The sequence below is a fragment of the Blautia faecis genome (assembly GCF_027662325.1).
GTDB lineage: Bacteria > Bacillota > Clostridia > Lachnospirales > Lachnospiraceae > Blautia_A > Blautia_A faecis.
In genome coordinates this window covers 98,377-116,110 of the sequence record NZ_JAQDKY010000004.1, presented here as the reverse complement: position 1 = coordinate 116,110, position 17,734 = coordinate 98,377, and the positions used below count along the sequence as shown (strand labels likewise).

At 42.7% G+C, this 17,734-nt stretch carries 12 protein-coding genes; 1 reads left to right on the top strand and 11 read right to left on the bottom strand.

Going from position 1 to position 17,734, the window contains the following annotated elements:
* Nucleotides 1-69 precede the first annotated feature (69 nt).
* Nucleotides 70-1,899, top strand: a complete 1,830-nt coding sequence (locus PGQ38_RS03745) for a sensor histidine kinase (protein ID WP_173770684.1) — start codon at nt 70-72, stop codon at nt 1,897-1,899.
* Between the two features lie 125 nt (nt 1,900-2,024).
* Here the strand turns inward: PGQ38_RS03745 and PGQ38_RS03740 are convergent, their stop codons facing one another.
* From PGQ38_RS03740 to PGQ38_RS03690, 11 genes are all read right to left on the bottom strand, one after another.
* Nucleotides 2,025-3,443, bottom strand: coding sequence for an arabinose isomerase (locus PGQ38_RS03740; protein ID WP_148461189.1), 1,419 nt, complete (start codon nt 3,441-3,443; stop codon nt 2,025-2,027).
* 69 nt (nt 3,444-3,512) lie between these two features.
* Entirely contained in the window at nt 3,513-4,916 is a 1,404-nt protein-coding gene (gene rhaB / locus PGQ38_RS03735; RefSeq protein ID WP_118577746.1) for a rhamnulokinase, read from the bottom strand.
* Between the two features lie 564 nt (nt 4,917-5,480).
* On the bottom strand, nt 5,481-6,593 hold the full coding sequence (locus PGQ38_RS03730) for a substrate-binding domain-containing protein (RefSeq protein ID WP_204452936.1): 1,113 nt from the start codon (nt 6,591-6,593) through the stop codon (nt 5,481-5,483).
* Between the two features lie 178 nt (nt 6,594-6,771).
* Entirely contained in the window at nt 6,772-7,749 is a 978-nt protein-coding gene (locus PGQ38_RS03725; protein WP_204452938.1) for an ABC transporter permease, read from the bottom strand.
* Between the two features lie 10 nt (nt 7,750-7,759).
* Nucleotides 7,760-9,271 carry a sugar ABC transporter ATP-binding protein gene (locus PGQ38_RS03720; protein WP_204452939.1) on the bottom strand — a complete coding sequence of 504 codons (1,512 nt, stop codon included), beginning with the start codon at nt 9,269-9,271 and terminating at the stop codon, nt 7,760-7,762.
* A 20-nt stretch (nt 9,272-9,291) separates the two neighbouring features.
* Entirely contained in the window at nt 9,292-10,269 is a 978-nt protein-coding gene (locus tag PGQ38_RS03715) for an ABC transporter permease (protein WP_204452942.1), read from the bottom strand.
* A gap of 371 nt (nt 10,270-10,640) precedes the next feature.
* Nucleotides 10,641-11,636 carry a substrate-binding domain-containing protein gene (locus tag PGQ38_RS03710; protein WP_195379218.1) on the bottom strand — a complete coding sequence of 332 codons (996 nt, stop codon included), beginning with the start codon at nt 11,634-11,636 and terminating at the stop codon, nt 10,641-10,643.
* On the bottom strand, nt 11,623-13,437 hold the full coding sequence (locus PGQ38_RS03705) for a sensor histidine kinase (protein WP_204452943.1): 1,815 nt from the start codon (nt 13,435-13,437) through the stop codon (nt 11,623-11,625). Before PGQ38_RS03705 ends, PGQ38_RS03710 begins: the two co-directional genes overlap by 14 nt.
* Before the next feature lie 117 nt (nt 13,438-13,554).
* A complete protein-coding gene (locus PGQ38_RS03700) occupies nt 13,555-14,625 on the bottom strand; it encodes an FAD:protein FMN transferase (RefSeq protein ID WP_204452945.1) in 1,071 nt (356 codons plus the stop codon).
* Complete coding sequence (locus PGQ38_RS03695) at nt 14,622-16,244, bottom strand: response regulator (RefSeq protein WP_173770688.1); 1,623 nt, start codon at nt 16,242-16,244, stop codon at nt 14,622-14,624. The genes PGQ38_RS03700 and PGQ38_RS03695 overlap by 4 nt, the downstream gene beginning before the upstream one ends.
* Before the next feature lie 435 nt (nt 16,245-16,679).
* Nucleotides 16,680-17,690, bottom strand: coding sequence for an aldo/keto reductase (locus PGQ38_RS03690; RefSeq protein ID WP_118577756.1), 1,011 nt, complete (start codon nt 17,688-17,690; stop codon nt 16,680-16,682).
* Between the last annotated feature and the right edge of the window lie 44 nt (nt 17,691-17,734).

The following is a 17,734-nucleotide window of genomic DNA, read 5'->3' as shown; positions in this document are numbered from 1 at the left end:
TTCCTGCACCACATAAAAAATTTTATATATTTCAAAACACCTATATATTTTTGAGGAGTGTGAAATAATTTGCATAAGCTTAAGCAATGGTACCAGGATCTGAACCTGCAGTCCAAGTTTACCCTGGTACTCCTTTTGATTGTGTCAATTCCTGGGATTGCCATTATCTTCTTTTTTTATGGAAGAGCCTACGACATGGTAGTTTCCTATACGATCCGCCAGGAACAGGACCGGTCTGCTGAAACGGCGCCGTTGATAGAAGAATCTATTCAGAAAGTCCTGGATGTAAGCGAAGAGATTTCTTCCCTTGATTTTTACCAGACACTTTTTAAAAATGCCATAACTGAATCCTTCACGGATCTGGCAGATTCCCTGGATGCAGCGTCTTTTTCCCGAAAGATAGATCAGCTGATTGCTGATACGCCCGTTACCAATGTCAAGATTTATATGGAGATGCCAAAAGGCTCTCCTTCAGACATAAATGCACTTTTAGATAAGGAAGACCTGAAAGATACTTTTCTATCTCTCGATCAGATCCGTGGAACCTACTGGTATGGTATTTTCCGCGGAAGCCGCGTTTCCCAGCTTTTTTGTCCCTCCTTCTATCTTGGTACAAAGGAACAAAAGGCATATGGAGATCAGGCATATATCACCCATGCTTCTGTAATCTATAACAACGGAACTTATGATGCTTATATGGCGGTCTATTATTCCGGTCATGATTTTCAGCAGATCCTGTCTGAAAATCTTACTCTGGACGGCAGTGTTTCTTATATTATGAATGAGCGTAACAACCTGGTTTCTGCTTCTAGTGATTCTCTCGCCGGAATTTACTGGCTGGATTACGACAAGATCATGGAGTCCTACATGTCCTCCAACAGTTTCGTGGAGCAGGATATTCTGGGGAAAACCGTTTACGTTGGTTTCTACCGGATCAAACAGCCAGGCTGGTTTATGGTGACGGTACTTCCCTCCCAACCCCTGATCAATCAGAGTAATATCCTGGTTCTGCAGTTTTTGTCCATTTATATTGCGGTACTGGCGCTTGCCTTTTTGCTCGCAAGTACCTTGTCCAAATCCATTACAGGGCGAATTTCCTCAGTTATCAGTCAGATGCGAACAGTCCGTCACGGTCCTCCGGTCCCTATGGACAGCCCAAGTGCGCACGATGAAATTGGTGATCTTATTGATACTTACAACTATATGACACGCAAAATGAACCAGCTTATGGAAAAACAGGCCCAGGCTGCTGAGGATCTGCGAATTGCCGAGTTTAATTCCCTGCAGGCTCAGATCAATCCCCATTTTCTTTATAATACCATGGATATGATCAACTGGATGGCCCAGCAGGGACGTACCTCTGAGGTCTGTAACGCAGTGCAAAGTCTTTCCAGATTCTACAAGCTGACACTTAGTCGCAAAAAGGGAATCAGTACTATCGCCAAGGAAGAAGAACATGTTTCCATCTATGTGCACCTGCAGAATATGCGCTATCATGACAGCATTTCCTTCATTTCCGATATTCCGGATGAACTGATGGAATACCAGATTCCAAAGCTGACCCTGCAGCCTGTTATAGAAAATTCCATACTTCACGGAATTCTGGAAAAACCTTCCAAGTCTGGAACTATTGTACTTACCGGATGGATGGAGGATGGGGATATTGTACTTCTGATTTCTGATGACGGAGTTGGAATCGCGCCGGATAAACTGCCCATGATTCTTTCCGGGGAGGGAACCAGTATTTCAGGTGGAACCAATATTGCGATCTATAATACTCACAGACGGCTTCAAGTGCTTTATGGCGCAGATTATGGATTGACTTATTCCAGCGATGTAGGAAAAGGAACCGAAGTACAAATCCGAATTCCGGCGAAGAAGGATGCGGAAAACAAATAGCAGTTTAATCTTATCATCTACAGCAAAAGAGAGAGTCTGACGACTCTCTCTTTTGCTGAATATGAATATGTGTACAAACCATATAGATGGTCTTATTCTTGCTATTATTTGCACAACTTTGAAAATTATCTTGTTACGATATCAACCGGTACATTGAAGATCTTTGCAACCTTCAGAATGGTATCAATATGTCTGCCTGTTGCAGCTGCCATATGATGTGTCGGGCCAGCTTCGCTCCAGCGGTTTACAAACTCTCTTGCACCACATGTAAAACGGGTTCTCATGTTCGTATCGCCAAAGGAAAGGATTGGTCCTTCCTCGTTGATTCCCTCAGCAACAACGAATTTGAAGCGTCCGTCGCCATCCTGTGTGATTGCAAGATAAGTAACCGGACCGGTGTATGGATAGAACTGTGTCAGATATCCACCGCCTGTTTTGCCATGGAACACTGGTACGATCTTCATGGTAGGTTTCTTATCAGAAATATCAGCATCACCACTTCCGGAATGACCGATAATGCAGATGTCATCATTGAAATCAATGGAATACATCTCGGAAAGCTGGCCTGTGCCGGAAATTGTCTTCAGAATACTCATTGCCATGGCAACCTTCATATCACCCTCAACAGCACATGCAGTACCCTGTTTGATCAGCATAGAGAATGCCGGAATCAGCATACTGTCAAGGACACCAGCCTTGCCCTGTGCAAATCCGTCATAATGGGAAGCGATCATTCCAAGATGCTCATCCTTTACCCATTTCTCAAATGCTACAACATATTTTGCCATATCCCATACTTTCTCAATTGTTCCGCCGCCCTCAATATCAAAGGTGTCCAGAATATCCTGAGCTTTTGCACGAATTGCATCCTCATCTGTGATATCATCCGCAATTGCCCACATTTTTTCCCAGTCAAACTGTTTGGTATAAAGGAACATTCTGTTGTACAGGTTGGTCTCATCAATGTAAAGATCCATCATACCTGGGTAAGGTCTTCCAATCTGGGCAATATTTGTGTCACGGAATCTTCTTCTTACCTGAGCAGCTTTACACCAGTCTTCAATCTCAGCCTGAACGCCTGGATCTCCGCCTTCGACAACACCAGTGATAACAGCATGTCTCTTTCCGGCTCTCTCAAGGTCAGCAACAGCTTCTCCAACAGCACCGCATGCATATCCTTCGCCGAGCCATGTAGCAATGTCTGTGTGATCGTAATCCAGAGCTTTCAGCTTCTGAACATTTACCAGAACAACCGGAACATTCAGGTCACGAATTGCAGGAAGCATGTTGTAGGATGTAGCGTAGGTTAACATTTGAAGGAAAACGAGATCAACGTCTGCTGCACGGAATTTATCCCCAGCAGCCATAGACTGCTCTTTTGTTGTTACCATTCCTCCATCGATGATCTCTACGGTATCCGGAATTGTTTTCTTAAATGCCTCGTACTGAGCCTCAAACTCTGGTACCAGTGAAGGGAACTGAGGCAGATATGCGCCTAAAGCAATAGAAAATACACCAACTTTTGCTTTTGTGTTTACTAACATAGTAGTACCTCCTGTTTAATTTGATATATTATGCAAATGATCGTATATCCCGGCTGTTTTAACTTTTCATTAAGCCTGATATACCTTAATGCCAAAGGACTCATGAATGGTAGTACGAGCCTCTTCGATTGATTTAAACTCTTCTGCTTTTAACATCTGAGCGGTAATATTACCGATTGCAGTTGCCTCTCCAGGACCTGCATGAACCTCTTTGCCTGTTGCTCTCGCAGTCAGCTCATTAAGATAGCCTGCGTTGGAACCACCGCCAACTACATGGATACGGCTGAAGGTTCTTCCTGTCATCTCTTCCAGTTCCTTTGCTGTCTTTGCATAGCACTCAGCAAGACTGGTATAAATAACAGTAGCAATTTCTCCTAAAGTTTCCGGAACCTTCTGTCCGGTTCTTCTGCAGTAATCTTTAACCTCTTCGATCATGCTTTCCGGAGAAAGGAAGCACTCATCATTTGCATCTACTCTGGATGGGAAATCTTTCGCTTCCTCTGCCATCTGACAGATTTCTGCAAATCCATATTTATCATCATATTCATGACGAACAGACTGGATCATCCAAAGTCCCATGATATTCTTCAGATAACGGAATCTTCCTGCATAGCCGCCCTCATTCGTAAAGTTCATCTCGCAACTCTTCTTGGAGCAGTCAGCTTTTTCTCTTTCAATTCCCATCAATGACCATGTTCCGGAGCTGATATAAATAAAATCGTCGTCGTTTGCAGGAACTGCAAGAACTGCGGATCCGGTATCATGTGTAGCCGGTGCTACAACTTCCACATCAAACCCAACTTCTGCTTTTACCTCTTCTGTAAAGTGTCCAACACTGGTACCAGGCATGATCAATTTCTGGAACATTTTTCTTGGATATCCAAGTTTATCAATCAGTTCGTAATCCCAGTCCTTTGTTTCTGCATTTACCAGCTGACCTGTTGTTGCCTCTGTATACTCACAGGTTTTCTTGCCTGTAAGAAGATAATGGAAGTAATCCGGTACATGAAGCATAGTTTCAGCCTGTTCCAGATATTCCGGATGTTTTGTCTTCACAGCCATCAGCTGATATACCGTGTTAAAAATTGCTTTCTGAATACCGGTACGTGCATAAAGATCCTCAAGAGAAATTGTCTTATATACTTCCTCATCCATACCTTCATTTCTGTGATCACGATATCCAACTGTATTTCCAAGGACCTTATCGTCCTTATCCATCAGTACAAAGTCAACGCCCCAGGTATCAACGCCCATGCTTACCGGAATCTTGCCGATCTCTTTACATTTCTTAAGACCATTCTTAATTTCCTGGAAAAGTCTGTCAAACTCCCAGCAAAGCTCGCCGTCTTTCTTTACCATTCCGTTCTCAAAACGATGAACTTCCTCAAGCTCCATTTTTCCATTCTCAAGATGTCCAAGGATCAGACGTCCGCTGGAAGCACCGATATCAACTGCTAAATAATACTTTGTCATTTTCTGAAACCTCCTCAATTGTAAAATTACGCTGTATGTATCAAGGTTCCTGTCTTATTGTCCTACACAAATGTCTCATCAAACATTTTCCATAAACAATAACGTTACTGTTCACTCCGTTCACAGTAACGCGCTTCGCGATGCACAGAAATCATGCATTCGCATGATTTTGCCACGCAATTCTCGGGTTTTCTGTGAACTTTGTTCACAAAAAACGCCTCGCGGAACGTTACCAGTGAACAGTAACACAATAACGTACCAATCCTGATATTCCTTATACAGCGGCTTTTCTAATTGATGATATCATAGTACTATAATATTCATCAATAAATAAGAACCTTGTTTGTCTAAAAAAGTGTCCTTATTTGCAAACAGAATGTTCTGCCCACTATATTCACAAAAACCTCTTACATAAAGTATCCGGAAGATAGTGACAATATTTCCGTGCTGCAATAATTCCTCTTTCACCCAGAAAACCCCCGGGGCAATGCCCCAGGGGTCTGTTTCATTCACAGTTTATAAACCTGCAAACATTGGACGTTGTGTCGTCTCTTTACTTTTTAATTAGTCGTAAAGGTTTGGAGCGATGTTTTCATCGTCGATGTTTGTAGAATCATACCAATAACCAGCTGTAGGAACATCCTCAAGCTCAGCTCCGTTAGCAGCTGCTGTCAGAGCGTAGATTGCATAATATCCCATCATCAGAGGAGACTGTGTAACTGCACCAAGGAATGTGCCATCTGTTACAGCTGCTTTAATGATAGAACCAGCGTCGAAACCAACACCGATAACGTCGCCGTTAGCTGCGTCAGAACCAAGAACGTTCAGGTTAGCGTTAGCTGCAAGAACACCCTCTGCAGAAACCTGGTTGGAACCGAAGATTGCGATACAGTTTTCCTGGGAAAGGATAGCCTGAGCCTCTGTGGAGCAAAGCTCTACAGTTGTCTGTGCCGGAACTGCAACCTGGATAACAACGTCTGCGTCAGCTTCTTCTGCGTCAGCACCCTCTGCTGCGTTTACATAGAACTCATTACCTTTAACTGCTACTGTTTTTCCATCAGCTTTAATCAGCTCGATCATCTTATTGATGAATCCTGTACCACGCTGCTGGATGTTAAGAGCTGTAGCATCCTGGTTAACCTCACCGATGATAACCTGTCCGTCAGCGTTAGCGATAACGTCTTTGATTGCCGGATACATGTTCTCAGCTGCTACAGAACCAGCCTGATTGTTGTCTGTGCAGACTTCGCAAACTACAGATCCTTCCGGAGCATCAGCGATACCTGTATCAAATGTAACAACCGGGATTCCTTTGTCAACACATGTCTGAAGAGCTTTCTGAACAGAAGATGTATCACAAGCTGCAAGTCCTAATCCAACAGGATTAGCTGCGATAGCTGTATTGATCATGTTAACCTGATCAGCGATATCGGACTCACTGTTTGGTCCCTGTGCTGTATAGGTAACACCTAATTCTTCAGCAGCTTTGTCCATACCTTTCATAGCTGCTTCCCAGTATGTAGACTGGAAGGATTTAACCATCATAGGGAACTCATAAGCTTCGTTAGCTGTAAGTCCTTCAAACTGATCTTCCGGAGCTGCCATAACAGTTGTTGCTGCTAAACCAGATACCATTGCTGCACAGAGTACCAATGCCATAACTTTCTTTGCTTTCATTTACTACTTCCTCCTTGAAATAAAAATTATATAGTTTTTATGATGATACGTCGCTACACTCTCCGACGCTTCACATCCGTTATGAAATTGTTGCTGTTTACCAGCTGTTCTGCTTATAAACAGAATTCTGCTTTTCTTCAGGCTGACTGTCTGTAAGCCAGCCTGTATGTTTCAGTTATTAGTGTGCACTTTTTTTCTCTTTCAGGATATCGATCAATACTGCAACGATCAATACAACACCTGTGATGATCTGCTGCCAGTTTGCCTGCAGACCGACATATGGAAGACCGGTCTTTAACAGCATGATTACGAAAATACCTACCAGAGTTCCTACTACAGATCCATAACCACCGGAAGCTGCAACACCACCAACGAATACACCGCCGATTGCGTCCATCTCAAGTCCGGCACCAGTACCAGGCTGTACAGTAGGAGTTACTGCTGCGTATGCGATAGCTGCAAGTCCGGTAAACAGACCGCAAACTACGTATACCATTACATGGTAAAACTTAACATTGATTCCGGAAAGAGCAGCTGCTTCTTTGTTGGAACCGATTGCGATGGTGTAACGTCCGAATTTTGTATGATTCAGAACAAACTCCATCAGGATTACCAGAAGGATCATCCAAAGGAAACCGAGCGGGTAACGGGAAGCGCTTCTTCCCTGTCCGATTGTCAGTTTAAAGATGGAATGGAACCATCCGCCTGGCTGATTCAGTGTTGGCCATGGTGTAGCACTGCAAAGAGAACCAGCACCACGGGTAATCATACAGGTACAAAGAGTAGCAAGGAATGGCGGCAGGTTCATGATACCAATGAGAACACCGTTCAATGCGCCGATTGCAATTCCAAGCACTACACAGAGCAGCATTGCTGCTACTACTGGAACATTGTTGCTTCTTACAAGTGTTCCGCCGATCAATGCGTAACATACCATACCAGTTCCGATTGACAGGTCTACACCGCCTGTGATAAGCGGGAATGTAACACCGATTGCCATCAGAAGGTCATAATATGAGAAATCCAGCATACTCAGGATTGTGGTGTACTGTCTGAACTCCTTACTCATAAAGGAGAAAACAGCAGACAGTGCAATGATAACCAGCAAAACAATAAATCTCTGATCACTTAAAATACTTTTTTTCTTCTTAGTCATGACGTCCTCCTTAATCGATATTCCGTGTCGCCTTATTCATGATGTGTTCCTGTGTAGCTTCAGAAATATCAATATTTCCTGTCACCTTACCTTCACACATAACGATGATTCGGTCACTCATTCGGAGAATCTCGGTCATTTCAGAGGAAATCATAATAATAGATTTTCCTTCTGCTGCAAGCTTGCTCATTAACTTGTAGATCTCGTTCTTCGCACCAACGTCGATACCTCTTGTAGGCTCATCGAAGATCAGGATCTCACTGTCACGAGTAAGCCATTTTGCAATAACTACCTTCTGCTGGTTACCACCGGAAAGATTCACTACCAGCTGGTCTGTAGAAGGAGTCTTGGTTGCAAGCTCTTTTACATATCTCTCTGTAACTTTTTTCTCTTTGGCTTTGTTGATGAATAAACCGTTGCAATATTCTTCCATGGTAGCCAGGGTTGTATTCTCTGTTACAGATTTCTGAACAACAACTCCATATCTTCTTCTGTCCTCAGACAGATAACCGATACCATATTTAACAGCATCCTGTGGGCTGTTGATGGTTACTTCATGGAGCTGTCCATCTTTACCCATAATGGAAATCTTACCGCTCTGTTTCGGATCTGCCCCAAACAGTGCTCTGGCTGTCTCGGTACGTCCTGCTCCCATCAATCCTGAGAAGCCAAGGATTTCACCTTTACGAAGCTCGAAGCTTACATCCTGAACCATCTTGCCTGCGTTCAGATGCTCTACCTTCAAAACAACCGGGGCATCTGGGGCAACCATGCTATGATCCTTCGGATCTTCGTAAATAACACGACCAACCATCATGTTGATAATATCTTCTTTTGTACTGTCTGCTGTAATCAGGGTTCCAACATAGCCACCATCTCGCATGACAGTTACACGGTCTGTGATGACCTTGATCTCATCCATACGGTGTGAGATGTATACAATACCCAGATTCTTCTTACGAAGGTCTTTAATGATTTCAAATAAATCCGCAATCTCCTTCTCAGTAAGAGCAGCTGACGGCTCATCAAAAATGATCACCTCAGCTTTGTGGGAAATAGCCTTTGCAATCTCACACATCTGCTGCTTACCAACAGTAAGATTACTCATTTTTTCTCTCGGATTGATCTCAATATTCAGATCCTGAAATAATTTCTTGGAATCTTCGATCATCTTCTTGTCGTCTACACGGATTCCCTTCTTCGGTTCACGTCCGATAAAGATATTCTGTGCAACAGTCAGATCTCCGATCATATTTAATTCCTGATGTACGATTACCACTCCGGCATCCTGAGCTTCACGGGTATTGTGAAATTCTGTCTCTTTGCCTTTATATGTAATTGTTCCGGAATCCTTCTGGTAAATACCGGTAAGCACCTTCATCAGTGTGGACTTTCCGGCTCCGTTCTCTCCCATAAGTGCATGTACTTCACCGCGTTTCACTTCGAAATTAACATGATCCAGGGCATGAACTCCAGGAAAGGACTTATCAATATCCTTCATAGTTAAAATAACTTCACCCATTGTCGAATCCTCCCTTATGATCAGTTCTTTCTGCGTCTTGCAGAAACGTCAGCGTAAACTGCTACAATAACAATGATACCTGTAATTATCATCTGCTGTCCTTTGCCAAGACCAAATGCCATGATTCCCTGCTGAAGAAGAGAGATGATAAATACACCGATTACAGTACCGCCGATGGAAGCAAGTCCACCAACCATGGATGTACCACCCATTACGCAGCCTGCAATTGCCTCGTTGTTATACTGATCGCCATATCCTGGCTGAACGGTTGTATAAGTAGCTACAAAGAACAGTGCTCCGATTCCTACCAGGAATCCACAGATCACATATGCAAGCATTCTCCATTTTCTGGTATTGACACCAGAAAGACGAACTGCCTCGCTGTTAGATCCAAGACAAAGGATATAACGTCCTGGCTTTGTATTGTAAAGAACAATACCGCAAACCACTGCCATTCCAAGGAAGATCACAAGACCAACCGGGAATCCATTATAAGATGTGATATTACGGAACCATCCGTTTACCGGATCAGAACTCTGCGGCCAGCTGACTGACTGTGTCTTGGTAAATACAGAAGCAATACCTTTTGCAATGTTCATGGAAGCCATGGATACGATAAATGGCGGAACTGACATATAAGAAACCAGCCATCCATTAAATATACCAAATGCAAGACCAATGAGCACACACAGAACCATGGCAGCTGCACAAGGAACTCCATAAGAAGTCATGCAGTAACCGGAAACCAGTGCACAGCAGAACATAACCGGTCCGATGGAGAAATCAATTCCTCCCGTAGCAATTACAAATGTTACTCCAAGTGATAAAAAGCCCAGGAAGTATACATAGTTCAAAGTAGATTTGATACTGTCGCCAACAGGGAATTTACTTCCGAGTACTACCTTGAAAACTACGAACATAAGAACAAGAATACAGACAAGCATGATTCTGTTCAGGCCGAGCTTTTTCACAATTGGATTTTGTTTTAACTTTTCCAACTTTTCACCCTCCTTGATTTTTTGTTATTGTCCAGGTTTACCTCACTCTTCCTGAGCAATAACTTTTTGCACTCTCTGCGTTTTCTATATAATACCTTGAATTCTGCACAATTGTAATAGAATATTTTCCAGAAAAAGGTTAAATATTTACGGTATGGTCATAAATTTTTAACCTTTTATGTGAAATATGCACTAACACTTTACCGTGTAAAATCAAAAAACCTCAAATTCAATCCTTTTCATACGTAAGAAACGCAAAAGGATCGAACCTGAGGTCTCATTTTATCTGACAGAGTATATTAAAAAGATCTGGTACAGCATAAATCGGGTAACTCTTCCGCAAAACGTGCAGCTGTGAAGATACAGAACAGCTACAAAGTCTGTTTTATGGTATTAAATGGGAAGATCAGCTTTTCGATTTCGCTGGAATACATATTCTCCGGAGTTACAAGCTGACAGCCGGAATTTACATTCTCATCGTAAGGTTTGCCCTGCAGCATACGCACAGTCTCCGTTACACCCAGATAGCCCATCTTAAACGCTTTCTGCACAACAATTCCCTTGAAGACACCCTTTTCCATAAGCTGAACTGCTTCCTGGGAGCTGTCTACCCCCACTACCTGGATTTGGTCTTCCATATCATGTTTCTGTACCGCCCGTGCTGCGCCTACAGAGGAATATTCATTCATTCCTGCAATCATTTCAAGATTCGGATATTTCTCCATCAGTTCTTCTGTAAGCTGGGAAGCCTTATCAAACTGGGAATTACAATATACTACGTCTACAACATTCTTATTATAATCCCCCAGACCTTCCCGAAAGCCCTGTTCTCTTTCGATTGCAGTGGAAACACCTTTTACATGGCTTACAATTGCAATCTGGGAATCCTTATTTAAAAAAGTTCTGGCATATTCCCCCAGTTGCTTTCCTGCTTCCAGGTTATCTGTGGCAACTGTCATATCCTGAATATTGCTTTCTGTATAGGAATCTATAAATGTGATCTTGATTCCCTTATCTTTTGCCTCCTGCAATAATTCATCGGAAGCATCAAAGCTGGAAGGGGAAAACAATATTGCATCCGGATTTTTCTCAATGGCCTCTTCCAGAAGTTTATTCTGTACCTCCACATCCTGTTCTCTCTCCGGTGCCAGCACTTCCAGTTCTGCACCGCATTCCTGCGCCGCCATTCTTGTCCCTGAAATCAGGGAGGTCCAGAAGTCATTGGTTCCATCCTCTGTTTTCGGTATGTAAATTAATGACCACTTTTTGTTATTATTTTTTTGACGAATATAAAGCATTCCTCCGGAAACCAGACACACCGCCAGCGCTATGCATACAAGCATAAGCCATTGTTTACGCTTTTTCATGATGTTCCTCCTGCTCGATCGGAATTACCACTGTAACAGTCGTACCTTTTCCTTTTTCACTTTTATAGCTCAGACCATATTCCTTTCCATAGTACATACTGAGACGTCTTTGAACATTGTATACACCAACACCATTAGAACGATAATTGACTTTATGCTTCTCAAAAATCCGGTTCAGGGTCTCCTCATCCATTCCCACACCGTCATCTGCTATTTCGATAACTGCATTTCCATCTTTCTGGTATCCATTAACAGTAAGCATCCCTTTTGATTCCTTATATTTAAGACCATGATAAATTGCATTTTCCACAATTGGCTGAAGTACAAGTTTCACTATATGCACACTGTTAATAGATGGATCCACATTGATCTCAAATTCCAGTTTATCCTTATAGCGCATTTTCTGAATGGTGAGATAACTCTTTACATACTGGATTTCCTGGCCGATGAGGACCGTTTCATCTTCGTTGCTGATACTTTGCCGCAAAAGTCGTGCCAGAGAAGCGGTCATCAATACTACATCTTCATATTTCTTCCCTTCCGCCATCCAGATAATGGAATCCAGCGTATTATAAAGAAAGTGGGGATTGATCTGGGACTGAAGAGCTTTCAGTTCGCTCTTTCGCTTCAGTTCCTGTTCATGGACATTCTGTGCCATCAGATCTTCAATCTTATGGGTCATCACATTGAATGATGTGGTAAGACTTCCAATTTCATTCTGGGAAGGTATAACCAGATCATCTGCTGCCTTGAAATCTCCTTCCTGAACCCTTTCCATAGAATCACGAAGCTTCTGAATCGGAAGAGTTATGCTTCTGGCAATAAAGCTGGAAATAAGCATGGCGATCACAACCAGTACAATGGCCGTCATTACATATATGTTATTGGCCTCTTTACTGCTCTTTAAAAGCTCTGCCATATTCATGCAGCCAACAATCGTCCAGCCAGTTATCTCAGAGCGGGCAAGTGTATAGATTTTTTCGTCATCTCCCTCTCCTGTTACTACCGTATCTGTGTCGGCATTCATAACAATATCAATGTTCTCCGTCTGAAGCTCATTATACAGCTGCTGCTGGCTTGGATGATAAACGATGTTCCCATTCTGATCCAGAATAAATACATAACCCTTATCCCCAATGCTGTTCTGGTCACAGAGCTCACTGATAGCGCTGTAATTCAAGTCAATAAATACAACACCGTCACTGTTTCCCGTGCCATAGAAATTGTGGACTTCGCGGCTTAATGTAATCACCCACGGACGCTGGTCCTTAATCACATGCTGGACATGGGAAGAACTGAGACAATACTGATTATAATTATCTACTGCATTGGTGTACCACTCCTGAGTGGAAAGATCCAGATCCGGATTGGTAGCCTGATATCCGCTGTTTATAAGCATAACTCCATCTTTTTGCACGATTCCAATGTTGCAGATGTCATCACGGCCTTTCAGTATCGTACTGAATTGTTCCAGGAGACGTTTCCTGTGTCCTTCTTTTACAGCCTCATCCTCACCGATGCGCTGGTACAATAGCTGATACGCATCCTGGCTTTTTGCAATAACTGAGGCAATATTATCCATATATGTAATATACGAATCAACATTCTGATTCAGCTGATGTATAATTGTCTGGGTATAAATGGCAGAGTTCTCATAAACTGTAGAATTCGTATATCTTACTGATACTGCAGTCGCTGCAAGCACCGCACAGAGAACCAGAGCAGAAACAGCCACAAATATAGTGCTTTGAATACTTTTAAAGCCTTTAAGAAATTTTCGCTCTCTTTTGTTTTCATTCATAGGCTGCTCTCCCTTGCATTTTTCTCATTCATTTCAACTTTTTATTTTTCATACCTTTCATTACTGATTTCTGCAGAAATAATTCACCTGCTGTCAACAACTCTTTTATAGCTGCAATTATTCACTTTCGGATTCAATCATTTCCAGATCACATTCTGTCTGAAAATTTTCCTTAAGATTCTCTGAAATATGAATCTTCCCATCATCTGTTACCAGGATCACATTGAATTCTTCCCTGTGCTGCCGCCAGAATTGACAAGCTTTCTCATAACCCATGATATAAAGAGCCGTGGACATTCCATCTGCAAGTGTACCATCCCTTGATACGATTGTCACAGACAGCAGATCTCCATCTGCCGGATATCCTGTCCTGGGATTGATGATATGAATATAGGTCTTCCCATCTTCTTCAAAATACCGCTCATAACCGCCAGAAGTAATTACGGCCTGATTTTCCACAGATAAAACACCAATATAATCCTGCTGTCCGCCTTTTGGATCACGTATTCCCACTTTCCAGCTGCTGCCGTCTGGCTTCGTCCCTATCGCCTGAATGTTTCCTCCAAGAGAAACCAATGCGGAAGAAACGCCATATTCCTGAAAAAGCTCTGCCAGCTTCTGACCTGTATATCCTTTTGCAATTCCTCCAAAATCAATCTGCTGATCTGCTCCAAGCGTTACAAACTTTGCTTTTTCTTTGCTGTCCCTGCCCTTTTCATCAGAGTCCCGGGTCTGTATTTCTACTTTATTTTCATCCACCAGTGCCAGTTTTTTTTGTACTTCTGCAGCTGTAGGCACATGATAATTACCTGTAGGAAATCCCCATAGCTTCATCACCGGATAAATCGTATCGTCAAAAAGTCCGTCTGTCTCCTGATAAATCTCTTTTCCCCGGAGGATCAGTTCTGCCAGATCATCTGTTGCCTGCAGATTTCCCTGTTCGTTTAAGGCATATACTTCACTTTTACTGTTTTCTGCTGATAACATCGCATCCAGTTTCTGTACTTCTTCTATAGCTGCATCTACAGCTTTTTCGCTGTTTTTACCATATGCGGTAAACTCCATATAGGTGTCCATCGCAAACAGCTGCTTCTGGCATTTCTGATTCTGAACAAAATACCTGCTGCCTTCTGTAAGAATCAAAATTCCAATACATATGCCGGCTGCCGTCAGTACTTTTCTTTTCATATGGATCTTTTTTCCCTCGCATACTCGGTAGGAGTCTTACCTGTCATTTTCTTAAAAGAAATTCCAAAATAATGGGGATCTGAAAAGCCCACCTTCTCCGCAATCTCATAGTTCTTAAGTGCAGTCTGTTCCAGGAGTTCCTTTGCCTTTTCCATACGGGTCTTACTGAGGAATTCCAGGAAAGTGCCTCCTGTGGCTTCCTTAAAAATAGTACTGAAATAGCTTGTACCAATATTCAGATAGGAGCAGATATCATTCAATCCTAATTCCGGCTCATTGTAATGCTGGCGAATATATTCCATAGCAAGTACCGCCTGCTTCTGACCGCTGGAGCTGTTCAGGGAAGAGCACCTTTCGAATACCTCGTGAACATAGTCCTCTGCCATTTTAAAAGCTTCCTTAAAAGTTTTCTGTTCGGTTACCCGTCCCATGAGAATTTCTCTTTTGTGGAACAGATCTTCATTCTCAGAAGAAAGAGCTTCCCAGCAGCTTCCTGCATGGCGCAGAATCATCTGAAGGCAGACACAGGCCTGACTTTTATCCACTCTGGCCTTTTTGATCTCAGATTTCATAACAGAAAGAGCCTGATTCATCTCAGCTTCATTGCCTTTCTTGATTCCATCTACCATATCGCTTAATGGCTGCTGCAAAGAAATACTTCTCTCCGGATTCAGTGTTTCTGTGTCAATGAGCAGATTTCCGCCCAGTAAATAGCGTAGTTCAATCGCCTTCTCAGCCTGGTTATGAGACTGGATCGTATCTCCGGGATTCCTTACCCAGCCCCCAATTCCTGCTGAAGCTTCAATGCCGATCACTTCTTTTACTTTTTTCTGGATTTCCTGACAGATTTCCTGTATTTCTCTGGAAAACTCCCTGCTGCGGTTTCCCATAAAGAGGATACACACCCGGTTATTTCCTTCCTGATAGGCAATTCCTGCATTACGGTCTGTCACGATCTCATCTGCAACATTAAATAAAACAAAAGCCATTAATGCGCTCTCCTGGCGTTTTTCCATATCAATCTGATGAATATCGGAAAACAGATCCATGTCAAATAACGCAACCCGATAAGATGCTGCCTCCAGATTAATTCCCATTCCAGACAATTCCTCCAGGCTCTCCTGCACATCCCGCGTACAGCTTACCAGAGATTCAATCGCTTTCGAACGAATCACCAGAGCATTTTTGTGATAATCCTGAGATGTCTTTGTGAGGGATTCTATTTTCTTCTTTTCTTTTCTCTGCAGATCTACTTTTTCTTTCATTTTGCCAATAACTTCTCTGAGCTCCATAGCAGTTACCGGCTTCAGCATGTATTCGCTTACATTATACTGAATTGCTTTCTTTGCATATTCAAATTCCCCGAAGCCACTGAAGATCACAATTACGATCTCCGGGTAATTATCATGCAGAAAATGGCTCAGTTCCATTCCATCCATATACGGCATCAAAATATCTGTGAGAACAATATCTACCGGATGGCTCTTCACAAAATCTGCTGCCTGCTTTCCGTTTTCGCAGTCTCCTACAAGCTGGCAATCCATGGACTTCCAGTCAATATTCTCCTTTATGGCGTCACGTACCAGGATCTCATCATCTACAAGTAAAATTCGATACATAGTTTTCGCTTTCCCTTTCTATACACAGCATGTACCTCATCGGCTCCCCCCCCCGGTGCCTGTTTGCACATGGTATTCTATTAATTTCAGCTAAATATTATATTATCACATACCATAAAATCATGCAAACTAAACAAACAATTCCAGAGTTTGTTTAAAAAACATTGGTTACTGTTTACTAGTACATCGAAAATTAAGTATCTGCTATATTGACGCAGGATGATTTCTTCATATGCAAGGCGGAGGAAAGAGGCGCAGCGGTGGCTACGGCGACCGACGACAACGCAGCAGATGAAGAAATCAGACAAGTCAATATGGCAGTTACTTAATATTCGATGTACTAGTAACAAAAAAAGCTGCAAAGTTATAAGCATTATAAACCCTGCAGCTTTTCTGCTGTGTAAGATATTCAAAGAATCTTTGAAATTATAACCATTATTTTACAATCACTCCATCCTCATCCCAGAGATCGTGCCAGTCCTTTGCACCTTCCCACAGGAATACATGGCCTTTGATCAGACGGTTATTCTTATCAAGGGAACGGATGGTTTCCATCTCTTCTTCTGTCAGAGGATCCTCCGTGACACATTTCAGGTTCATGGTGTAATTCTTCTCTTTCAAAGAGAATGGAATTGGGGAAGCACCTCTCTGTACAGCCCATTTAATGCAGATAACTGCTGGATGTACACCATGTGCCGCTGCAATTGCTTTCAGCTCTGGCAGTTCAATATCCGCAATATCTTCTGGCATTTTATCACGTTCCGGACGTTCAGGAGAACCAATTGGGCAGAATCCTACCACTTCAATACCATGCGCTCTGCAATAATCAAACAGCTCCGGCTGCTGGAAGCATGGATGAAGCTCCATCTCGATCGCAGCTGGTTTAATTCTGCAAAGTGGAAGTACTGCCTCCAGTTTCGGGATTGTCATATTAGACATACCGATATGTTTCGTCAGACCCATATCTACCAGGCGCTCCATCTGGCGCCAGGTTTTCATAAAGCGCTCTACTGTAAACGGTTTGGAATCAGGATTTCTGGAATCCACATCACAATGTGGTGCATGATAGTTCGGGAATGGCCAGTGAACATAATACATATCCAGATAGTCAAGCTTCAGATCCTTTAAGGTCTTCGCACAGGCAATCAGTACATCTCCGTCACCATGCATATCGTTCCATACTTTGGAGGCAATAAAAAGTTCTTCTCTTTTTACAATACCTTCTGCAAATGCATCTGCGAAAATCTTTCCGATCATATCTTCATTTCCGTAACATGCAGCACAATCAAAAGAACGGTAACCTACGCGAAGTGCACCTGCAACAGAAGCAGAAACTGCGTCTGCATCTGCATGGTCACTTCCAAAAGTACCCATTCCAACAGCTGGCATCTTAGCGCCAGTATAAAGTGTTCTCTGCGGAACAATTGCCGGATCAATCATTGTCATTTTCTTATCCTCCTTAACATTTCTTTTGCACTATGGCTTTCAAT